The sequence below is a fragment of the Micromonospora sp. WMMD729 genome (genome assembly GCF_049315225.1).
Classification (GTDB): Bacteria; Actinomycetota; Actinomycetes; order Mycobacteriales; family Micromonosporaceae; genus Micromonospora.
In genome coordinates, this window is record NZ_CP186059.1 from 813,482 (window position 1) to 834,268 (window position 20,787).

Consider the following 20,787-nt stretch of genomic DNA (forward strand, 5'->3'; position numbering starts at 1 on the left):
CGGTCGCCCGTCACGGCCCCCGTGTTCCGTCAGCGCAGGTCGCCCGGGAGCAGGGCGAAGGTCAGGTCGTCGAGGCGAGCGCCCTCCAGGCCGGGCAGCCGACCCCGTTGCAGGCCCTCGCGCCGGAAGCCGACCCGCTCCAACACGCGGTGCGAGGCGGTGTTCTCCGGCACCGTGCCAGCCGTCAGCCGGGCGAACCCGGCCGGCCCGAACGCCCAGGCCGCGAGGAGCCGGACCGCCCGGGTGGCGTACCCGTGCCCTCGCCACCGTGGGAGCAGCGCGTAGCCGATCGACCCCTCCCCGCTGGTCACCTCGGTGTACGACAGGCCGCAACTGCCCGCCGGCTCGCCGGTCGCCACGTCGACGATCACGAGTCGGGCGATGTCGCCGGTCAGCCACCCGCTCGCGGCCAGCCGGCACCGCCGCTCGATCGACTCCCGCGTCGGCGGCACCGGAGGGGCCTGGTTGGCCACCACCTCCGGCCGGCTGTGCAGCCCGTACATCAGCTCCACGTCGTCCGGAGCGAGCGGGCGCAGCGCCACCACCCGATCGGTGAGCACCCCGTCGGGCAGGTCCGGTAGCAGCCGCGGGGTCGGGCCGGGGGGATCGTCGGCGAGGCGTACCCAGGTCAGCAGGTCGTACCGGCTGCCGTCCCGGCGTTCGCCGGCGGACCGGCGCAGGCCCTCGTAGCGGAAGCCGGCGGCCAGCGCGACGCGCTGGCTGGCCGCGTTCTCCGCCTCGGTGTGCAGCTCCAGCCGTACCGTCCCGGCGGCGAAGGCGTGCTCGCTCAGCGCCCGGGTCGCGGCAGCGGCCAGCCCGCGTCCGCGCGCCGCCGGTCGCAGCCAGTACCCGATGTCTACCTGCCGCCGGGCGGGCACCGGGTTGCTCAACCCGGCGCCGCCGAGCAGCCGGTCGGTGGCCGGGTCCGCGATGGCGTACGCCGCGCCACCGCCGGCCCAGACCGCCGGCGCGCCGGCCTCCACCCACCAGCGGGCGTCCACCTCGGTGTACGGGGACGGCATGGTGGACACGAACCGCTGGCTGAGCGGGTCGGCGCAGCCGTCGACCAGGTCCGCGACGTCGTCGGCGCGGAACGGCCGCAGCCGTACCCCGTACGCCTCGACGACCGGCGGCACGCCCGTCACGTCAGGTCCTCGGCGAGCAGCGCGCCCACCCAGGCGTCGACCCGCTCACCCCGGTGTGACACGCCACCCCGGGCGGTCCCCTCGACCGTGAAGCCCGCCTTCTCGGCGGCCCGGCGGGACGAGGTGTTGCCGACGTTCGCCTTCCACTCGATCCGGGCCAGGCCCAGGGTGGTGAAGCCCCAGGCGCTGAGCGCGAGCAGCGCGGCCGGCAGGTAGCCCCGCCCGCGCACGGCCGGGGCGACCATGAATCCCACGTCCGCCAGCAGCGGATCGGCGGGAGAGAGCCGCAGGTCCACCGTGCCGGCGTAGCTGTCGTCCGGGTCGGCGATCACGAAGCAGGCGGAGTCCCCGCGGGCCCAGGCGGCCTGGGCGTAGTCCCGGTATCCCTTGGCGTCGGAGCGGTCGTACGGGTCGGGAACGGTGGTCCAGCGGATCGTCTCCGGGTCCCGGCAGGTCTGCACGATGGCGTCGAGATCGCGCTCCTCCATGGGCCGGAGCCGCAGCTCGCCGCTCGCCGAGGCGGCGAACAGGACGGGTTGCGGGCGGCCGAAGACGGCGGCCCGGCGCGCCGCCAGGGTGCCCCGGGCGGCCGGACCGGTCGACCCGGCCTCGGGCACCTCGCCCGGCAGCAGCGAGCCGATCCAGCCGTCCACGCCGCCGTCCGGTGCCGGGTTCGCCAGCCGTACCCGGCCGTCGATCCGGAATCCGGCCCGGAGCGCGACCAGCCGGGAGGCATGGTTGCCCACTTCGGCCTGCCAGAGCAGCCGGCGCAGCCCGAGCTTCTCGAACGACCAGCGGGACACCGCCCGGGCGGCCCGGACGGTCACCCCACGGCCGCGCGCCCAGGGGGCCGTCCAGTAGCCGATCTCGCCGGTGCCGGCGCTGTCGATGGAGATCAGCCCGCACGAGCCGAGCAGATCGCCGGTGGCCGCGTCGCAGACCGCGAACGGCGCTCCGGTGCCGTCCGCCCAGGCCCGTGGGCTCATCCGGGTGACGAAGTCGTGGGCGTGTTCGAGACGGTACGGGCGCGGCACGGTGGTCCACCGCTGAATGTCCCCGTCCTGGCAGGCTCGGTGTACGCCCTCGGCGTCCGCCTCCCGCCAGGGCCGCAGCAGCACCCCGTCCTCGATGATCTCCGCAGGTTCCACCCGTGCATCGTGCCGGAACGTTCGCCCTGGGCGTAACCGGATAACGTCCCGGGCCCGGCCCGTGCGCGTGTTATGTCGGGTTCGGCGGAACGGACCGCCGCCACCAGTGACCATCGCGCCGATGTTGCGCCTACGATGGTTCGAGACTGTCTAGGGGAGCGTTGATCCGTGTCGATTCTGGAAAAGGTCCTTAACGCGGGCGAGGGCCGCATGGTGCGCCGGCTCAAGGCCATCGCCGCCGCCGTCAGCTCGATCGAGGACGACTACGTCAACCTCACCGACGAGGAGCTGCGCGGCATGACCGAGCAGTTCCGCGAGCGGCTCGCCGACGGCGAGACCCTCGACGACCTGCTGCCCGAGGCGTTCGCGGTGGCCCGCGAGGCGGCCGCCCGGGTGCTCGGCCAGCGGCCGTACGACGTCCAGGTGATGGGCGGCGCGGCACTGCACTTCGGCAACATCGCCGAGATGAAGACCGGTGAGGGCAAGACGCTGACCTCGGTCATGGCCGTCTACCTCAACGCGCTCTCCGGCGACGGCGTGCACGTGGTCACCGTCAACGACTACCTCGCCCAGCGTGACGCGGCCTGGATGGGTCGGGTGCACGAGTTCCTCGGGCTGACCGTCGGCGTGGTGCTGCCCAACCGGCCGGCCGCCGAGCACAAGGCCGCCTACGAGTGCGACATCACCTACGGCACCAACAACGAGTTCGGCTTCGACTACCTGCGCGACAACATGGCCTGGTCGAAGGACGAGCTGGTGCAGCGGGGCCACAACTTCGCGGTCGTCGACGAGGTCGACTCGATCCTGATCGACGAGGCGCGTACCCCGCTGATCATCTCCGGCCCGGCCGAGCACTCGGCCCGCTGGTACGGCGAGTTCGCGGGCGTGGTGGCCCGGCTCCAGCCCGGCACCGACGGCGAGGGCGACTACGAGGTCGACCACTCCAAGCGGACCGTCGCGGTCACCGAACGCGGTGTCGCCAAGGTCGAGGACCGGCTCGGCATCGACAACCTGTACGAGTCGGTGAACACCCCGCTGGTCGGCTACCTCAACAACGCGATCAAGGCCAAGGAGCTCTACAAGCGCGACAAGGACTACATCGTCAGCGACGGTGAGGTTCTGATCGTCGACGAGTTCACCGGTCGCATCCTGCACGGCCGTCGCTACAACGAGGGCATGCACCAGGCGATCGAGGCCAAGGAGGGGGTGGAGATCAAGCAGGAGAACCAGACTCTTGCCACGATCACCCTCCAGAACTACTTCCGCCTCTACAACAAGTTGTCCGGCATGACCGGTACGGCGCAGACCGAGGCGAGCGAGTTCAACAAGGTCTACAAGGTCGGCGTCGTGACCATCCCGACCCACCGCCCGATGGTCCGCGAGGACCGGCCGGACGTCATCTACAAGACCGAGAAGGCCAAGTTCAACGCGGTCATCGAGGACATCGCGGAGCGGCACCAGATGGGTCAGCCGGTGCTCGTCGGCACCGTCTCGGTGGAGAATTCCGAGATCCTCTCCCAGTTGCTGCGCCGCCGGGGCATCCCGCACAACGTGTTGAACGCCAAGTTCCACGCCCGGGAGGCGGAGATCGTCGCCCAGGCCGGGCGCAAGGGCGCGGTCACCGTCGCCACCAACATGGCCGGCCGTGGCACGGACATCCTGCTCGGCGGCAACCCCGAGTTCCTGGCGGCGAACGAGCTGCGCCAGCGCGGCCTCGACCCGCTGGAGAACGAGGAAGACTACGCCAAGGCGATGGAGGAGGTCCTGCCCACCTGGAAGCAGGCCTGCGACGCCGAGGCGGACGAGGTCGCCGCCGCCGGTGGGCTGTACGTGCTGGGGACCGAGCGGCACGAGTCCCGGCGGATCGACAACCAGCTGCGCGGTCGTGCCGGCCGGCAGGGTGACCCGGGTGAGTCCCGGTTCTACCTGTCCCTCCAGGACGAGCTGATGCGCCGCTTCCGGGCCGGCGCGGTCGAGGCCGTCATGGAGCGCTTCAACATCCCGGAGGACGTGCCCATCGAGTCGAAGATGGTCACCCGCCAGATCAAGAGCGCCCAGGCCCAGATCGAGGGCCAGAACGCCGAGATCCGCAAGAACGTGCTGAAGTACGACGAGGTGCTCAACAAGCAGCGCCAGGTCGTCTACGCCGAGCGGCTGCGGGTGCTCAACGGCGAGGACCTGTCCGACCAGGTCCGCAACATGATCGACGACACCGTCGAGGCGTACGTGCGGGGCGCCACCTCGGAGGGCTACGGCGAGGACTGGGACCTCGAACAGCTGTGGTCCAGCCTCAAGCAGCTCTACCCGGTCGGCGTGACGATCGAGGAGCTGGAGGAGGAGGCCGGCGGTTCCCGGGCCGGCATGGACGCCGACTTCCTGGTCGCCCGTCTCAAGGACGACGCGAACGCCGCGTACGACCGCCGCGAGGAGGAGCTCGGCACCGAAGGGGTGCGCCAGCTCGAGCGGATGGTGCTGCTCCAGGTGATCGACCGCAAGTGGCGCGAGCACCTGTACGAGATGGACTACCTCCAGGAGGGCATCAACCTCCGGGCGTACGCCCAGCGCGACCCCGTGGTGGAGTACCAGCGCGAGGGCTTCGACATGTTCGCCAGCATGATGGACGGCATCAAGGAGGAGACCGTCGGTTTCCTCTACAACATCGACGTCCAGGTCACCGAGCCGGAGCCCGACGCCGACTCGGAAGAGGTCAAGCTGCTCGACAAGCCGGTCGAGATCCGCGCCAAGGGCCTCAACCAGGCACCGCGGCGGCAGGGCCTGCAGTACTCCGCCCCGACCATCGACGGCGAGGCCAGCCCCGGTGCCGTCGCCATCGAGCAGGAGCAGCAGCAGGCACCGGCGCTCGGCCTGGGCCGCCCGGCCCAGGGGGCTCCGGCGGCACCTGGGCAGAGCGCGCCGTCCGCCCCGCAGCGGCCGGCATCGGGGCTGCGTGGCCCGACGCTCCCGACGGCCGGGTCCCGGCGTCCGGCACCCAACCAGGCCGACGCCAGCAACGGCCCGTCCCGCAACGCGCCGTGCCCGTGCGGCTCGGGTCGCAAGTACAAGCGCTGCCACGGCGCGCCCAACGGCGGCAACTGACCGACACCGCGTCCCGATGGGCCCCGGCCGACAAGGCCGGGGCCCATCGGCGTCTGCGGCCGGCCGACGTCTGGCCGGGCAGTGTGATCGACTCCGCTTCCGGGAAGTCGGTGTGTCAGCGGCCGGTTGATGCCCCGCTTTTCCGCATGTCGAGTCGATCAGCGGGCGGCGTGCCGGGTCAGAGGACGTGCAGCGCGGTGCACAGCCAACGGCCGCGACGGTGCTCCAGGCGCAGCGCCATGGCCCAGCTCCGTCCGCCGGGGCCGCTCACCACCGCGGCTGCCTCCACGGCTGCCTCACGGGGCTCGCAGACCCGCAGTCGGAGCAACCGCAGTGCCGGCCGGGTCGCCCGACGGCGTGCCGGCCCGGCCCGCCCGGTGGCCCGGGCGAGCTCGGTGAGCAGTTCGACGGCCCGGGCCGGGTCGAGCAGAGGGCGTACCTGAGCCGGCGAGCGGTAGCCGTTGACCACTTCCAGGCAGGTGCCGACGAAGCGGTGCGCGGCCCGGGTGGCCTCGGACGCGGTCGTCGGCGGCAAGGACACGCCCGGGTGGTTGGCCGCCGGATGCGCGGGCGTACGGCGGGCGACCGAGCGGCGCACCGGGGGCCGGACCGGATCCGGTCGCGTCGAGGCGAAGAGATCGAGAGCGAGTTGGCCGTGGGTCGGCCCCGACCAGTACGTCTCGTCCTGGTACGGCGGATCGATGGGCGGAACGGGACGCAGGCGCACGGGTGGTCGGGAGGCTCCGGGTCGCCGCTCGCTCATCGTCGCCTCCCCATGATCTTGCGTTTGCTTTCGTTTGCCTCCGACCGCCCTAGATTCTCGGCCAAGAAGTGTCCCCGGTCAATGCCTACCACCACACAGAGGGCGCTCGGGCTGGCATGATCCACTCCAGATCCCGGACCTCGGGGTATCCAGTGGTCAGGACGGCCCCACTCCGGGGATCTGGAGTCGATCAACCCGTGGGGCGCACGCCGCGCCGGGCGCTACTCGGGGTCGCGGTCGACGAGCGGGTTGCCGCGTACCCAGTCGGCGGTCTCGGCGTACTTCTGCGCGATGTACTCCTCCAACCGGGCCCGCTCGACCCGCCACTGACCGCGCCCGCCGATCTTGATCGCCGGCAGCTCCCCGCTGCGGACCATGTGGTAGACCTGCGAGTCCGACACGTTCAGCTCGGCGGCCACGTCGGAGAGCAGCAGGAACCTCGGCTCCACAGGAACTCCCGGGGTTGACGTCGTTTGCCTCAGTTTGCCACCGGGAGCGCTCGCCACCCAACCCGCACCGCGACCATCAGGTCGGACACACCGGCGGGAAACTTCCACCGGCCGGAGGCGGGGTGTATGACGGTCACGGCGTGCGGCATGATCTGCGCCCGTGCCGGCTACCGTCGGCACGGACTCGAGCGGGGAGACGACCGGTGACCGACGAGCTTGTCCGGGTGTACGTGCCGGCGACCGTACCCATGCTGGCCCGCCTGCGCGAGCACGGGCTGACCGCCGACAGCGCGCACGCGGTGACGCCGGCGCTGCGCGAGTGGTACGCCGAGGGCGACGAGGAGGAGTTGGAGTACGTCGCGTTCACCCGGGCCGCCCAGGACGCACTGCACCTGCTCCGTGCCGACCCGGCCGCGCCCCGCCGCCGGGTGGTCGTCTCGGTCGACCTGCTGCCCGCCGCGCTCGGCCGTGGCGACGATGAGCTGGGCTCAAGCCTGGTGACGTTGACCGGCACCGTGCCGGTGGGCGCCGTCGCGGCGATCCACGTCGACGGCACGGACGCGGTCGACGAGGTCGCCGCGGCGGCCGACGTGGTGGCCGAGGCCGCCGCCGGCGACCCGGACGCACAGTTCACCGTCGACGGCGCCGAGGATCACGAGCTGGAGTGGTACGACGTGACGGAGCTGGACCTGCTGCTGCGCACCGCGGACTAGGGCGGGTGTCAAAGTCCTCGGTCGAGCCCGGGCGTCGGCTGGGCCCGCCGCAGGCCGGCCAGGGGCTTTGACACACGCCCTGGGCCCGCGCCGACGGTCAGCGGGCCGCGTCGGCCTGGGCCGGGTCGGCGTCGGAGCCGGAGTCGGCGGCCGGTGCCGAGTCGGCGTCGGCCGACGGCGTCGACGTCCTGGAGGGCTCGGAACCGGCCTGGTCGGCGGTGGCCGGCTCGTCGTCGCCGCGCGCCGGGCCGAGCGTCCGGCCGAACGCGACGAGCGCGGTCAGCGCCCCCACGAACAGCACCCAGATGCCGTTGTCCACCCGCGAGGTGCCCAGCGACGTCTGTGCCACCGCGTCGGCCTCGCTGAGCGCGCTGGCCAGGTCCAGCAGCGAGCGGCCACCGATCCGGATGATCACCTCGGCGAGCAGCAGGAGCAGACCCGGTCCGGCGCCCGCGAGCAGGTACGCCGGCCAGCGCAGCGCGGGCGTCAGCGGATCGCGCCGCAGCGCCCGACGCCGCGCCCAGGTGAGGTAGCCGAAGGCGAGCAGTCCGGCCAGCAGGCCGCCGAGCAGAGACTCGGTGCGGGACACCCACTTGGCCGCGTCGACAAGCGACTGCTGGGTGTCGCCCGCGCCGAAGAGGTCGAACAGCGGATCCCGGGCACGGCTGAACGCCACCACGAAGATCAGCGTGCCCAGGGCGGCGGTCACCACCGCGCCGACCGCCGGAGCGGTCCGGGCGCCCGCGATCGCCCCGCCGATGATCGCGGCGGCCGCGGTGGTGCCGGCGATCACGTTCGTGGTCGAGGTGTCGAAGTAGGTGAGGTTGATCGCCACCGCGGCGACCAGCCCGACCAGCATCCCGGCCCCGATCGCGCCGACGAAGCGCAGCGTCGTCCACTCGCCGTAGCGGCGGAACAGCAGGTTGCCGAAGGCCAGCGCGGTGGCCGCGCCGGCCACCAGCGCGGCCGAGATCACGCCGGGCAGGGCGAACGCGGACAGGCTGATCGCGGTGATGCCGGCCGCCGCCGAGGTGATGGCCTCCCGGGTCGACCAGAGCATGGCGGCCAGCCAGCCGAGCGCCAGCAGCGCGAGCACCGCCGCGCCGGGCGCCGGGACCGGCCGTGTGGTCGAGGTGGTCGCGTCGACCGCCGGCTGGTCCGACTCCGCGGCTGAGTCGCGGCCGGGCTGCTTGGTCATCGTCTCCCCTTCGAGGCACCAGGTCACCGACCATTCAGGGTACGCGGACCACCGCGCCCCCCACCGAACGAGCCACACCCCACGGGTACGCACCAACCGGCCCAGCCAAGCCACCAGGCCAAGTCGAGCAAAGTCAACCGGCCCAGGGGCGGGACAACGGTTGCAGCCTCACAGAACGGGCGGCGCGTCGAGGCGTACCTCAGAAGGTGTCGAGGCGTACCCCAGAAGGAAGCGCGACGGACGCGCGGACCGCGACCAACGTCGGGGCTGGGGCGAGCGTCCCCGGCGGAGGGATCAAGCCTGACCGCCCGGAGCCGGGGACGGTCGCCCCAGCCCACCACGGCGAGCGGTAAGGAGAGGGAGGGTGTAGCGGTCCTTCGCCAGGCAGTGACGGCGGCGGTAGGGCCAGGACCGACGCGTGAAACAATCGCGGGAGGTCCCGCCGCTGCTCGGCCACCCCGCGCGGCGTCCGGTGTCCGGCTATCCGGTCGGTGCCCGCGGGTCCGGTTTCGCCACCGCTGTCGAGATCGCCAGGAGCCTTGATGGATGCCGTGTTCTCCGTTCCCGAGCCGCGCAACGAGCCGGTTCGCAACTACGAGCCGGGCAGCGCAGACCGCGAGCGGCTGCAGCGGCGGCTGACCGAGTTGGCCGCCGAGCGCATCGACCTGCCGATGACCATCGGCGGGGAGCAGCGGATGGCGGCCGGTGACCCGATCAACGTGGTGCAGCCGCACCAGCACGCCCACGTGCTCGGCGTGACCGCGCACGCTTCCCACGACGACGCCCGCGCCGCGATCAAGGCGGCCAAGGACGCCGCGCCGATGTGGCGGGCGCTGCCGTTCGAGGAGCGGGCCGCGATCTTCCTGCGCGCCGCCGAACTGCTCGCCGGCCCCTGGCGGGACACCCTCAACGCCGCCACCATGCTCGGCCAGTCGAAGACCGCGATCCAGGCGGAGATCGACTCGGCCTGCGAGTTCATCGACTTCCTGCGCTTCAACGTGCACTTCGCCCGGCGCCTGCTCGAGGAGCAGCCGGCGTCGTCGCCCGGGGTCTGGAACCGCTTCGACCACCGCCCGCTGGAGGGCTTCGTCTACGCGGTCACCCCGTTCAACTTCACCGCCATCGCCGGCAACCTGCCGTCCGCGCCGGCGCTGCTGGGCAACACGGTGATCTGGAAGCCGGGCCCGACCCAGCAGTTCGCGGCGCACTTCACCATGCGGCTCTTCGAGGCGGCCGGCCTGCCGCCCGGTGTGATCAACATGGTGACCGGCCGGGGTGAGGAGGTCTCCGATGTCGTGCTCGCCGACCCGGACCTGGCCGGTATCCACTTCACCGGCTCGACGAAGGTCTTCCAGCACCTGTGGAAGACCGTCGGCGACAACATCGCGCGTTACCGGGGCTACCCGCGGCTGGTCGGCGAGACCGGCGGCAAGGACTTCGTGGTCGCGCACACCAGCGCCGACGTGGACGCGCTGCACACCGCGCTGATCCGCGGCGCGTACGAGTACCAGGGCCAGAAGTGCTCGGCCGCCTCCCGGGCGTACGTGCCGCGCTCGATCTGGGAGGGTGGCCTGCGTGACCGGCTGGCCGCCACCGCCGACTCGCTGACCTACGGCGACGTGGCCGACTTCGGCAACTTCGGTGGCGCGGTGATCGACGACAAGGCGTTCGCCCGGCACACCGCCGCGCTGGAGCTGATCAACGGGGACGCCAGCTGCCGGGTGCTGGCCGGTGGCACGGCCGACGACTCGGTCGGCTACTTCGTCCGGCCGACGCTCTTCGAGTGCTCCGACGTCGCGCACGAGACGTTCACCACCGAGTACTTCGGGCCGATCCTGGGCGTGCACGTGTTCGACGACGCCCGCTTCGACGAGGTGGTCGCGCAGGCCGAGTCGATCGCCCCGTACGCGCTGACCGGGTCGGTGTTCGCCACCGACCGGCAGGTGGTCGACTCGGTCGCCGAGCGGATGCGGTACGCGGCCGGCAACTTCTACATCAACGACAAGCCGACCGGTGCGGTCGTCGGGCAGCAGCCCTTCGGTGGGGCCCGCGCCAGCGGCACCAACGACAAGGCGGGGTCCTGGCTCAACCTGGTCCGCTGGGTGTCGCCGCGGACGATCAAGGAGACCTTCGTGCCGCCGACCGACCACACCTACCCGCACATGGGCTGACCTGCGGTGACCCGCCGGCGGCGCGCGTAGCGCCGTCGGCGGGCGGCCCAGGGCGGCAAGCCATCGATAGTCCTCAACGGACAGTCTGCCGCCGACAGTGCACTTAGGAAGTCCTTCTTGGGTGGCAAACCGCCAAATCCTGGACGCCGGCAGCGCAAAGTGGCAGCGTAACGGGCATGGCGGAATCCGGAGTCAACCCCACGGCGGCGGCCCTTCTCGGGCTGCTCCACGAGGGTCCCATGACAGGCGGTCAGTTGATGGCCGCCGCAGAGCGCCGGCTGGCGCCCTACTGGTCGATGACCCGCAGTCAGGTCTACCGCGAATTGCCGGTCCTGGCCGAGCGGGGCTACGTGCGGCTCGGCAAGCCGGGCCCCCGAATGAGCCAGCCGTACGCGCTCACCGCCAGCGGGAAACGGACGTTTTCCCGCTGGCTGGCGGAGAACCCGGGGCGGGACACCATCCGCAACCCGATCGCGCTCCGGATGGCCTTCGGCAACCTCCACTCGTCCAGTCAGCTCAAGAGCCTGTACGCCTCGGCCAACGAATACCACACCGAGGCCCTCGCCCAGGTGCGGGAACAGGTCAAGAACGCCAAACGGGACGGCGAGACGTACGACGCCAGCGCGCTGGAGTTCGCCGTCGCCTACCACCGGGCGGCCCTGTCGTGGCTGAAGTCCGCCCCCGTCGGGTGACGATCGGCGGATCCGCCGACGGGGAACGCGCTGCTCCGGCCGCGGCACAGTGCCGACATGGCGCGGACCTGCGGGGCTCGCAAGCTCACTCCTCGTTCGCGCAGTACGCTTGTCTGTCGTGACCGCTGCCGATTACGCCGAACAGCTCAAGGAACTCGACGCGACCCTGCGCAACATCGAGGCCGTCCTCAATCTGGACCGGCTGCACGAGGACAAGGCCCGTCTGGAGCAGGAGGCGTCCGCCCCCGACCTGTGGGACGACCAGGCCAAGGCTCAGCAGGTGACCTCGCAGCTGTCGTACGTCAACGGCGAGATCAGCAAGCTGGGCAGCCTGCGCAGCCGGCTCGACGACGCCGGGGTCCTGCTGGAACTGGCCGAGGCCGAATCCGACCCGGGTGTGCTGACCGAGGTCGAGGCGGAGATCACCGGGCTGACCAAGGCCATCCAGGAGATGGAGGTCCGCACCCTGCTCTCCGGCGAGTACGACTCCCGGGAGGCGCTGGTCGCCATCCGGGCCGGCGCGGGTGGTGTGGACGCGGCGGACTTCGCCGAGATGCTGCTGCGGATGTACCTGCGCTGGGCCGAGCGGCACGGCTACCCGACGGAGGTCTACGACACCTCGTACGCCGAGGAGGCGGGCCTGAAGTCGGCCACCTTCGCGGTCAAGGTGCCGTACGCGTACGGCACGCTCAGCGTCGAGTCGGGCACCCACCGGCTGGTCCGGATCAGCCCGTTCGACAACCAGGGCCGGCGGCAGACCAGCTTCGCGGGCGTCGAGGTGCTGCCGGTGACCGAGCAGACCGACCACATCGACATTCCGGAGAACGAGGTCCGGACCGACGTCTACCGTTCGTCGGGTCCCGGCGGGCAGAGCGTCAACACCACCGACTCGGCGGTCCGGCTCACCCACATCCCCACCGGCATCGTGGTGACCTGCCAGAACGAGAAGTCCCAGCTTCAGAACAAGGCCTCCGCGCTGCGCGTCCTCCAGGCCCGGCTGTTGGAGCGCAAGCGCCAGGAGGAGCAGGCCAAGTTGGAGGGCCTGAAGGAGAACGCGGCCGGTTCGTGGGGCGACCAGATGCGCTCGTACGTCCTCCACCCGTATCAGATGGTGAAGGATCTCCGAACCGAGCAGGAGACCGGCAATCCGAGTGCGGTCTTCGATGGCGACCTGGACGGTTTCATCGAGGCCGGTATCCGTTGGCGCAAGCAGCGGCAGCTCGCCAGCGACGGTGCGTAACGACTCGCGGGCGGAGCGCGTCGTCGATCTCCAGGTGAGAGCCTGATTCGACGACGCGCGCGCCATCTGCGGGGCGTGGGGCTTGGCTCAGTTGTTACACCGCGTAGACTCACCACCCGTGATTCAGCTTGAGCAAGTGACGAAGACGTACCCGAAGGCGTCCCGGCCTTCGCTCGACAACGTGTCCGTCTCGATCGAGAAGGGCGAGTTCGTCTTCTTCATCGGTCCATCCGGCTCCGGCAAGTCCACGATCATCAAGATGCTGCTGCACGAGGTGACCCCCAACAAGGGACGCGTCATCGTCAACAGCAAGGACGTCACGTCGATGCGCTCCTGGAAGCGACCCCACTTCCGGCGCTCGATCGGCTGCGTCTTCCAGGACTTCCGGCTGCTGCCGAACCGCACCGCCTACGAGAACGTGGCGTTCGCTCTCGAGGTGATCGGCAAGACCAAGGCGGTTGCCCGCCGGGTCGTGCCGGAGGTGCTGGAGCTGGTGGGGCTCGGTGGCAAGGAGCACCGCTATCCGCACGAGCTCTCCGGTGGTGAGCAGCAGCGGGTCGCCGTCGCCCGGGCGTTCGTGAACCGTCCGCTGATCCTGCTGGCGGACGAGCCGACCGGAAACCTGGACCCGGACACCTCGATCGAGATCATGCGTCTGCTGGACCGGATCAACCGCACCGGCACGACCGTCGTGATGGTCACGCACGACTCCAACATCGTGAACCAGATGCGCCGCCGCGTTATCGAGATCGAGAGCGGTCGCATCGTGCGTGACCAGGCCCGCGGCGTCTACGGGTGAACCGGCGCTTCACCCTTCTCGCAGCCTGACGACGAACACCTCATGCCGGAGACCCGGAGGAAATCCCGATGCGCGTGAAATACGTCCTGTCCGAGGTACTGGTCGGACTGTGGCGCAACGTGACCATGACCATCGCGATGATCATCACGATGGCGGTCTCGCTGACCATGCTCGGCGCCAGCGGTCTGATGTACCGCCAGGTTGACGACATGAAGGACCTCTACTACAAGAACATCGAGGTCTCGATCTTCCTGAGCCAGGAGGTGAGCGAGCAGCAGCGCACCGACCTGAACGACAAGCTGAAGAACGACCCCCTGGTCAAGGACGTCATCTACGTCAACAAGGACGAGGCGTACAAGAAGTTCCAGGAGATGTACCAGGACGCGCCGGACCTGGTCAACGCGGTCAAGCCGGATCAGCTTCCGGAGTCGTTCCGGCTCAAGCTGAAGAACCCGGAGCAGTACAAGAACATCTACGACCAGTACAAGGACACCGAGGGTGTCGACGAGATCGTCGACCAGAGCCGGCTCCTGGACAAGATCTTCGACGTACTCACCGCGATCCAGAACATCGCGCTGGCCGCCGCGGTCGTGATGGCCATCGCCGCACTCCTCCTGGTGGCCAACACCATCCAGGTCGCCGCATACAGCAAGCGGCGCGAGGTGGCGGTCATGAAGCTGGTCGGCGCGTCCAACTGGTTCATCCAGGCGCCGTTCGTGCTGGAGGCCGTGGTGGCCGGCCTGATCGGCGCACTGCTCGGCCTGGTGGCCCTGGTGGCAGCGAAATATCTGCTCTTCGACGGGTCACTCAAGGCGTTGCAGGGCCTGTTGTCGCCGATCAGCTGGGGCGACATCCTGGTCGTCTTCCCGCTGATGGCCGTCGTCGGTGGCCTCGTCAGCGCCGCGACCGCCTGGATCACCCTGCGCTTCTACCTGCGGGTCTAGTCGGGTTCGTCTGCTGACCGGGACCCTCCCGCCGCCGGAAATAAACGGCGCGGGAGGGTCCTTGTTACTCCGGTAGCATGATCGGTTGTCCGGCCGGGGTGACCCACAGTCGGACCAACCAGGGAAAGGGGGTGGCGCCGATGCCACGGGAAAAGGGGCGCAAGGTGGTCGCCTCCAACAAGAAGGCACGCCACGACTACTCGATCCTCGACACGTACGAGGCGGGCATGGCGTTGACCGGCACCGAGGTCAAGTCGCTGCGGGCCGGGCGGGCGTCGCTTGTCGACGCGTTCGCCCAGGAGCGCGACGGCGAGCTGTACCTGCACGCGATGCACATCCCGGAGTACACCCAGGGCACCTGGACCAACCACGAGCCCCGGCGTACCCGCAAGCTGCTGCTCAACCGTGGTGAGATCGACAAGTTGGTCGGCAAGACCCGCGAGGGCGGTCTGACCATCGTGCCGTTGCAGGTCTACTTCTCCGACGGCTGGGCCAAGGTGGAGATCGCCCTGGCCAAGGGCAAGAAGTCGTACGACAAGCGCCAGGACCTCGCCAAGCGCGACGCGGACCGGGAGATCGCCCGGGTGTCCGGTCGGCGCGGCAAGGGAATGGACGACTGATTCGTCCCGTTTATCCAGGTCGGCGCGCCGGGTTGGGCCTCGGGATGAAAGCCGTTGCGGCAGGCGTTAGTCTTGTCAGTGCCGCCACGAGGCAGCCTGTCGAGGGGGTGACTGGTTTCGACTTCGTACGCAGCGACAGGGGAAGCGAGCCGAGGAAGCCGACGTCGTCTCGAGAATCGGTCGTCGGAAACCAATAAGCGCCAAGAACAATCGCGCTGACTTCGCTCTCGCCGCCTGAGGCGAGTAGTGAGTCTGTCGGCCTGGGAACGCCTTCGTCCCAGTTAGCCGGCATCAGCTAGAAGGCTGGCCAATCGGACCCGGTCGCGGGGTCCGTGCGGCGAGATCAATCAGCGACTGGGCCCGTCACACCAACTTGCTCGCGTGAGCGGTGGGGCCGAGTAGAGGCATAGCGAGCTGCGCTCGGAGAAGCCCTGACAAACCGGCGAAGGACCCGGGTTCGATTCCCGGCACCTCCACCACCTCGAAGCGATGCGCCCCGGCCCACCGGCCGGGGCGCATCGTCGTATCCGGCCAAGGCGCCGTGCGATGTCGTGATCGACACGAGTTCGCAGACATGGGGCCATCGACCACTCCTGAATACCCCCAGTTCGGCGAACTCGAGTCGATCACCGCGCGGTTCACGCCTCGGCCGAGCGTGATGTCCGCTTTGGGGCGTTCGTAGTGACCGGCGGCACCCGTGGGCGGGAAGCGTGGCGGGCTGAGGGCCGTTACATACCCCGACGATCGCAGGAGCACGGGTCAGAGGCCCGCGTGGCCGCCCGCCTGCGGGAATGGCTCCGGCCGTCGGGTCGTTGAACCCGGTCCGCGGCGCCCGAGCCCCTCCGGCTCGCCGGCCGCCGCCCCCCTCAAAGACTTTGTGCAAGCGCCCGGACGAGGTGCTGACACCCAAGTCACCGATCCCCCCGAACGGGTGACGTGGGTGTTTCCTACCCCCGAAGGAGCAACCCCTGATGAACACGATCTTCCGTAAGAGCATGCTGTCTGTTGCTGGTCTCGCGTTCGCCGGTGGCGTCTTCGCCGGCCCCATCGCCGCCCACGCCGCCACCCCGGCCGTCGACGCCAAGCCCACCGCTGTTGCCGTGCAGACGACCGCTCCGAAGCCGCAGGGCGACCAGTCGCACATCGACCTGAACGGTGAGCAGAGCGCCAACGTCAAGGCCATCATCGCGGCCACGAAGAAGGCGGGTCTGCCGGAGCGGGCGGCGGTCATCTCGATCGCGACCAGCCTGCAGGAGTCCAAGCTGGAGAACCTCGGCCACCTCGGCGATATGAACGACCACGACTCGCTGGGTCTGTTCCAGCAGCGCCCGTCCAGCGGTTGGGGCACCCCGGAGCAGATCACCAACCCCGAGTACTCCACCACCGCGTTCCTCAAGGGCCTCAAGCAGGTCGACGGCTGGCAGGACATGCCGCTGACCGACGCCGCGCAGACCGTCCAGGTCTCCGCCTACCCCGACGCGTACGCCCAGTGGGAGCAGCAGGCCACCGACCTGGTCGCCCAGTACTGGAACAGCTGACGAACACACCGATGGCCGGCACCCCACCACGGGGTGCCGGCCATCGGCGCATTTCCCGACCCTCGGTCACTTCCTGTTTGGCAGCCGACCCTCGGGCATCACGCTCATCGGAGGGGCGGGGCCACCGCCAAAGACGTGATGCCTGTAGGTCATCAAGATGACGGAGAGGCATCACGCTCATTGGGGCGGTGTCGGCTGATGGCGTGCGGTGGCTTCGAGGGCGGGCGCGCCGTCAGAGGCGGTGATGCCCGTGGGCGGAGCGGTTGATCCGCTGCACTTCGCTGATGTGGGGGCATCCCGACGTCCGGATACGCCTACCTCGGCGAGCTGGCGGGGATCACCGCGCTCCGACGCGACGGCGCCGGGTAGCCGCTGCCTACGTCGCCGCCTACGCTGCGGCTGTGGCGAACCAGGGACTGCGTCTGTCGGTCGGCGCGTCAGCCGGTCAACGCACGCTTGCGATGGTGACGGGCGTGCTCGTCGCGGCGGTCGGTGCGGCATTCGTGCTGGGGCCCGTGCTCGCCGGCGGGCTGATTCGTCGCCTCACCGGCCCCGGGGACGGGTTCGCCAGCTACGAGGAGGCCCGCGATCTGCCGCCCGGCATGCTGCCGCCCGCGCTGCGGGAGTCCGGAGGCGGGTCGGGGCGGGGACTGTTCCTCGGGCTGTGTGGGCTCCCGTTCGTCCTGCTCGGTGTCTACCTGGTGCTGCGGGTGCTGCGTACGGCCGCGTGGTTGGACGGGAGCCGGGTGCACCTGCGGGGCGCGCTGCGCAGCCGCAGCGTCGATCTCGCCACCGCCCGCGTCGACCCCGAGTCGTATCGCGGAACGGAGGGTGGCCCGCCCGCCATCGTCGTCCACGATCGGGTCAGCGGGCAGCGGGCCACGATCCCGCTTCGGGGCATGGGTCTGCCGGTCCTGCCGCCGTCCGAACTGCGCGCGCTGGCCGACGCGTTTGTCGCGGGTGGGCCCGAGGTCGCACCCGACGCTCGCGCCGTCGCCGCCCACCTGCGGCGACTGGCGGGCACCTGAGCGGCCCGTCGGAGCGCACGTCGCCGGGCCCGGTGGGGCCGGAGTAGACGGCTGTGACGCTTGGGGCAGATGAGCACCGACAGGCCCCTGGACAGGGCGAACGGGCATCGTTCACCATCACGGTATGGGGTAGCGGCGCGGTGCGGGAGGTGCCATGGTCACCGGTGGAGTCCAGCAGTCGTCGGGCGCGACCCGTCCCCATCCGTCCGGGCCGCTCTCCGCCGGGCTCGCCGCCGACCTGCACGCCCTGGCCCGGGCCGTCGCTGTCACGGCAGCCGAGCCGCGGTGGCGCGAGACGGTGCTGCTGCGACTGCGCCCGGTCGGGCAGGGCTTCGCCGAGCACGTGCGGGTCACCGAGGGGCCGGCCGGTCTCTACCGGGAACTGCTCACCCACTCGCCCCGCCTCGACCACGGTATCCGGCTGCTGACCCGGGAACACGCCGCGATCGTCGCCGCCATCCTGGCCGTGCAGCGGGCCGCGGAAAGGCCCGAGGTCGGCCCGGACGAGCTTCACCACCGCGCGGGGCACCTGTTGCGCGCGCTCGCCCGGCACCGGCGGCGGGGCGCGAACCTGCTCTGGCAGGCGTACCAGACGGATCTGGGTGGGGAGACCTGAGTCGACGGCGGAACCCCCGGGCCGCCGGCACCGTCGAACCTGGCATGCGTCGACCGGTCCTGTTGCTCGTCCTGCCCCTGCTGTCCATGGTGGCCTGCGCCGCGCCCGTCGCCGACTCCGGCGTCGGACCCACCGCGTCGACCCCCCGTGCGTTCGACGACCGGGCCGCCGCGGTCGCCGCGGCCTGGCGGCCCGGTCCCGGTTGGCACGACGGGTACGTCCCCCTCCAGGGACCGACCGTGCTCACCGGCGACCCGCGGTTCACCCCGGACACGGAGACGGCCTTTCGTGCCGGCTGGTACCGCGCGCAGGTCGCCATCCCGTCGACAGCTGTCAGCGGCGAGGTCCGCTTCCCGGACGGACGGTTGACGCTGCCACTGATCACCGCTGCTGAGGCGTACCGCCAGCTCGACCAGGGTGACCCGCTGCCCTGCCCGGGGCGGCCGAAGCGACCCGGACTGCCGACCCCCGGCGGTCCCACCGTCGAGCCCGGGCCGGACGGCTGGGCCACCAGCACGACGCAGACGGCCTGCCTGCCGCTGACCGTCACCGGGGTGACGCTCGGCGCCGTGCCGGTCCGGACGAGTCGAGGCGAGGCGCAGGTCCCGGCCTGGTTGTTCACGGTCGAGGAACTGGCCACGCCGGTGGCCCAGCTCGCCGTCGCGCCGACCGCTGTCACACCGGTCCCCTCGGTGGCCCCGCCGACGCAGCCGCCACCGGACGGCGTGGTCGCGGCGCAGGACCTCGCGGCGGTGGACGGCGCGCGGTTGACCGTCCGACTGGGCGTCGGCTCCTGCGACACCGGCATCACCCCGCTGGTGTCGGAACGGCCCGACGCGGTGGTGGTCGGTGGCACGGTCGTCCGGTCCACCGGCGTCTGCAACGCCATGCTCAAGCTGGAACCGGTCGTCGTCACCCTGACCGAGCCGCTGGGGGCGCGGCCGGTGCTGGACGTGGTCAGCGGCGCCCCGCTGACGCTCGCCCCACGGTGACCGGCGGGCGTCCGTCAGAGGATGGTCGGCACGTCGGTGCTGATCGGCACCGGCAGCACGGTGGGGCCCGTGGCGCGCAGCCCGGCCGCGAGGGCCGCGCCGAGTTCGTCGGGAGTCCGCACCACCTCGGTCGCGCAGCCGTAGCCGGCGGCGATCGCCGTGATGTCCAGTCCCGGCAGGTCCAGCCCGGGTACGCCAGGGGTGTCCTTCAGTTCGGCGAACGCCTTGAGGATCGCGTACTGCTGATTGATCGGGACGACGACCACGACGGGTAGCGACAGGCGCGCGGCGGTCCAGAGCGCCTGTACGGAGTAGTGGAACGAGCCGTCGCCGATCACCGCGACCACCGGCCGGCCGCGCCCGGTGTCCCGTTCGGCCAGCGCCACGCCGATCGCGGCCGGCAGGCCGTAGCCGAGGCCGCCGCTGGCCATCGTGAAGTACGACGCGGGTCGGGTGATGCGCAGGTTGCGGCGCAGCGCGGCCAGGTTGGACGGTGACTCCTGGACCAGTACGCCGTCGGCCGGCCAGTGCGCGGCCAGCGCGGCGAACATCGCGTCGGCGCTCAGCGGCGCGGTGACCTCCGCCGGCGTCGGGGCGGCCCGGGGCGCGGGCGGCTGCCGGTCGGCGGCCGGGACCAGGTCGAGCAGGGCGGCCAGGGCCAGTCCGGGGTCGGCGAGCAGGCTGTCGCCGACCGGGGCTCGGGCGGCCTCGTCCGGGTCGTCCGTGACGTGCAGCAGTCGGGCGCCCTCGGGCAGGTGGTCGCCCGGTACGTGCGGGTAGTAGCGGAACACCGGCGCGCCGACGACCAGGACGGTGTCGTGCCCGTGCAGCGCCTCGGCGAGCGGGCCGATGGCGAACGGCAGGACCCCCCGGAACTGCGGGTGGTCCTCCGGGAACACGGCCCGCTCCGGTGCCGGGGCCGACCAGACCGGTGCGGCCAGTCGCTCGGCCAGCGCGACGGCCGTCGACCAGCTCTCGGAACGGTCCACGCCGGGTCCGAACACCAGGACCGGGTCGCGGCTGTCGGCCAGCGCCCGGGCGAACATCGCCAACCGCTGCGGGTCCGGCGCGAAGCGGGTCGCCACCGAACGCGGCGCGGGCGGCGACTCGGCGGGCTGGGCCCAGTCGTCCATCGGCAGGGAGAGGAAGACCGGCCCGACCGGGGGTTGCACGGCGGTCGCGTACGCCCGCAGCAGCGCCGCCGGGATGTCCTGCGCGCGGACCGGCTCGTAGCTCCACTTCACGTACGGCTCGGGCAGTTCGACGGCCCGGCGGTTGGTCAGGCGGGGTTCCAGCAGCAGCATCTCCCGGGTCTGTTGACCGGCGGTGACGATCAGTGGCGTCTTGTTGTGCCAGGCGGTCACCAGGTTGCCCATGCCGTTGCCCAGGCCCGGCGCGGTGTGCAGGTTGACGTGCGCGGGACGGCCGGCGGCTTGGGCGTACCCGTCGGCCATCGCCACGGCCGTGGCCTCGTGCAGCGCGTGGACGTAGTGGAAGTCGGCCGGGAAGTCCCGCAGGAACGGCTCCTCGGTGGAGCCGGGGTTGCCGAAGACGGTGGTCATGCCCAGGGTGCGGAGCACGTCGTACGTCGCGTCCCGGACCGTTGCCATCGTCGCCTGCCTCCGCTCGCGCGCA

At 71.1% G+C, this 20,787-nt stretch carries 18 protein-coding genes and 1 other RNA gene; 13 read left to right on the forward strand and 6 right to left on the reverse strand.

Annotated features, from left to right (window positions below; genetic code table 11):
* Positions 1 to 29 precede the first annotated feature (29 nt).
* Together ACN263_RS03815 and ACN263_RS03820 are read right to left on the reverse strand one after the other, a co-directional pair.
* Positions 30 to 1,145, reverse strand: coding sequence for a GNAT family N-acetyltransferase (locus ACN263_RS03815; RefSeq protein WP_422738435.1), 1,116 nt, complete (start codon positions 1,143 to 1,145; stop codon positions 30 to 32).
* Positions 1,142 to 2,293, reverse strand: a complete 1,152-nt coding sequence (locus ACN263_RS03820) for a GNAT family N-acetyltransferase (RefSeq protein WP_422738436.1) — start codon at positions 2,291 to 2,293, stop codon at positions 1,142 to 1,144. Before ACN263_RS03820 ends, ACN263_RS03815 begins: the two co-directional genes overlap by 4 nt.
* A gap of 168 nt (positions 2,294 to 2,461) precedes the next feature.
* Here ACN263_RS03820 and secA point away from each other — a divergent pair, with 168 nt between their 5' ends.
* The gene (gene secA / locus ACN263_RS03825) at positions 2,462 to 5,389 is read left to right on the forward strand and encodes a preprotein translocase subunit SecA (RefSeq protein WP_422738437.1); all 2,928 of its coding nucleotides are present in this window, start codon (positions 2,462 to 2,464) and stop codon (positions 5,387 to 5,389) included.
* A gap of 178 nt (positions 5,390 to 5,567) precedes the next feature.
* On the opposite strand, the gene ACN263_RS03830 is transcribed toward secA, so the two are convergent.
* Entirely contained in the window at positions 5,568 to 6,152 is a 585-nt protein-coding gene (locus ACN263_RS03830; protein ID WP_422738438.1) for an Rv3235 family protein, read from the reverse strand.
* Positions 6,153 to 6,373: 221 nt separating this feature from the next.
* Positions 6,374 to 6,601: a helix-turn-helix transcriptional regulator gene (locus tag ACN263_RS03835; protein ID WP_053657286.1), complete on the reverse strand. Its 228-nt coding sequence runs from the start codon at positions 6,599 to 6,601 to the stop codon at positions 6,374 to 6,376.
* A gap of 203 nt (positions 6,602 to 6,804) precedes the next feature.
* Between ACN263_RS03835 and ACN263_RS03840 the strand changes: the two genes are divergently transcribed.
* Complete coding sequence (locus ACN263_RS03840) at positions 6,805 to 7,314, forward strand: DUF6912 family protein (protein ID WP_422738439.1); 510 nt, start codon at positions 6,805 to 6,807, stop codon at positions 7,312 to 7,314.
* 97 nt (positions 7,315 to 7,411) lie between these two features.
* Here ACN263_RS03840 and ACN263_RS03845 read toward each other — a convergent pair whose 3' ends face one another.
* Positions 7,412 to 8,512 (reverse strand): hypothetical protein, encoded by a 1,101-nt coding sequence (locus tag ACN263_RS03845; RefSeq protein WP_422738440.1) that lies wholly within the window; start codon positions 8,510 to 8,512, stop codon positions 7,412 to 7,414.
* 542 nt (positions 8,513 to 9,054) lie between these two features.
* On the opposite strand from ACN263_RS03845, the gene pruA reads away from it, so the two are divergent.
* The 11 genes from pruA to ACN263_RS03900 all read left to right on the forward strand — a co-directional run bounded on the left by pruA (position 9,055) and on the right by ACN263_RS03900 (position 19,152).
* Positions 9,055 to 10,683 carry an L-glutamate gamma-semialdehyde dehydrogenase gene (gene pruA, locus ACN263_RS03850; RefSeq protein WP_422738441.1) on the forward strand — a complete coding sequence of 543 codons (1,629 nt, stop codon included), beginning with the start codon at positions 9,055 to 9,057 and terminating at the stop codon, positions 10,681 to 10,683.
* Between the two features lie 176 nt (positions 10,684 to 10,859).
* Positions 10,860 to 11,375: a PadR family transcriptional regulator gene (locus ACN263_RS03855; RefSeq protein WP_007455856.1), complete on the forward strand. Its 516-nt coding sequence runs from the start codon at positions 10,860 to 10,862 to the stop codon at positions 11,373 to 11,375.
* A gap of 118 nt (positions 11,376 to 11,493) precedes the next feature.
* The gene (gene prfB / locus ACN263_RS03860) at positions 11,494 to 12,615 is read left to right on the forward strand and encodes a peptide chain release factor 2 (RefSeq protein WP_422738442.1); all 1,122 of its coding nucleotides are present in this window, start codon (positions 11,494 to 11,496) and stop codon (positions 12,613 to 12,615) included.
* Between the two features lie 118 nt (positions 12,616 to 12,733).
* Positions 12,734 to 13,414: a cell division ATP-binding protein FtsE gene (gene ftsE, locus ACN263_RS03865; protein WP_007455859.1), complete on the forward strand. Its 681-nt coding sequence runs from the start codon at positions 12,734 to 12,736 to the stop codon at positions 13,412 to 13,414.
* Positions 13,415 to 13,482: 68 nt separating this feature from the next.
* Positions 13,483 to 14,358, forward strand: a complete 876-nt coding sequence (ftsX, locus tag ACN263_RS03870; protein WP_422738443.1) for a permease-like cell division protein FtsX — start codon at positions 13,483 to 13,485, stop codon at positions 14,356 to 14,358.
* Between the two features lie 140 nt (positions 14,359 to 14,498).
* The gene (gene smpB, locus ACN263_RS03875; RefSeq protein WP_354817929.1) at positions 14,499 to 14,978 is read left to right on the forward strand and encodes an SsrA-binding protein SmpB; all 480 of its coding nucleotides are present in this window, start codon (positions 14,499 to 14,501) and stop codon (positions 14,976 to 14,978) included.
* A gap of 103 nt (positions 14,979 to 15,081) precedes the next feature.
* Positions 15,082 to 15,457, forward strand: a transfer-messenger RNA (tmRNA) gene (gene ssrA, locus ACN263_RS03880).
* A gap of 492 nt (positions 15,458 to 15,949) precedes the next feature.
* The gene (locus tag ACN263_RS03885; RefSeq protein WP_422738444.1) at positions 15,950 to 16,516 is read left to right on the forward strand and encodes a hypothetical protein; all 567 of its coding nucleotides are present in this window, start codon (positions 15,950 to 15,952) and stop codon (positions 16,514 to 16,516) included.
* Positions 16,517 to 16,917: 401 nt separating this feature from the next.
* A complete protein-coding gene (locus ACN263_RS03890; RefSeq protein WP_422738445.1) occupies positions 16,918 to 17,544 on the forward strand; it encodes a hypothetical protein in 627 nt (208 codons plus the stop codon).
* A gap of 154 nt (positions 17,545 to 17,698) precedes the next feature.
* Complete coding sequence (locus ACN263_RS03895; RefSeq protein WP_422738446.1) at positions 17,699 to 18,160, forward strand: hypothetical protein; 462 nt, start codon at positions 17,699 to 17,701, stop codon at positions 18,158 to 18,160.
* A 44-nt stretch (positions 18,161 to 18,204) separates the two neighbouring features.
* Positions 18,205 to 19,152 (forward strand): hypothetical protein, encoded by a 948-nt coding sequence (locus ACN263_RS03900; RefSeq protein ID WP_422738447.1) that lies wholly within the window; start codon positions 18,205 to 18,207, stop codon positions 19,150 to 19,152.
* 14 nt (positions 19,153 to 19,166) lie between these two features.
* Here the strand turns inward: ACN263_RS03900 and mdlC are convergent, their stop codons facing one another.
* Complete coding sequence (gene mdlC, locus ACN263_RS03905; protein WP_422738448.1) at positions 19,167 to 20,762, reverse strand: benzoylformate decarboxylase; 1,596 nt, start codon at positions 20,760 to 20,762, stop codon at positions 19,167 to 19,169.
* Positions 20,763 to 20,787 lie beyond the last annotated feature (25 nt).

Bases quoted from the DNA above. Each gene is read 5' to 3' on its own strand.
- ACN263_RS03845 (WP_422738440.1), bottom strand. From the start codon at position 8,512: ATGACCAAGCAGCCCGGCCGCGACTCAGCCGCGGAGTCGGACCAGCCG.
- pruA (WP_422738441.1), top strand. From the start codon at position 9,055: ATGGATGCCGTGTTCTCCGTTCCCGAGCCGCGCAACGAGCCGGTTCGC.
- ftsX (WP_422738443.1), top strand. From the start codon at position 13,483: ATGCGCGTGAAATACGTCCTGTCCGAGGTACTGGTCGGACTGTGGCGC.
- ACN263_RS03895 (WP_422738446.1), top strand. From the start codon at position 17,699: ATGGTCACCGGTGGAGTCCAGCAGTCGTCGGGCGCGACCCGTCCCCAT.
- smpB (WP_354817929.1), top strand. From the start codon at position 14,499: ATGCCACGGGAAAAGGGGCGCAAGGTGGTCGCCTCCAACAAGAAGGCA.
- ACN263_RS03855 (WP_007455856.1), top strand. From the start codon at position 10,860: ATGGCGGAATCCGGAGTCAACCCCACGGCGGCGGCCCTTCTCGGGCTG.
- ACN263_RS03885 (WP_422738444.1), top strand. From the start codon at position 15,950: ATGAACACGATCTTCCGTAAGAGCATGCTGTCTGTTGCTGGTCTCGCG.
- ACN263_RS03900 (WP_422738447.1), top strand. From the start codon at position 18,205: ATGCGTCGACCGGTCCTGTTGCTCGTCCTGCCCCTGCTGTCCATGGTG.
- mdlC (WP_422738448.1), bottom strand. From the start codon at position 20,762: ATGGCAACGGTCCGGGACGCGACGTACGACGTGCTCCGCACCCTGGGC.
- ACN263_RS03830 (WP_422738438.1), bottom strand. From the start codon at position 6,152: ATGAGCGAGCGGCGACCCGGAGCCTCCCGACCACCCGTGCGCCTGCGT.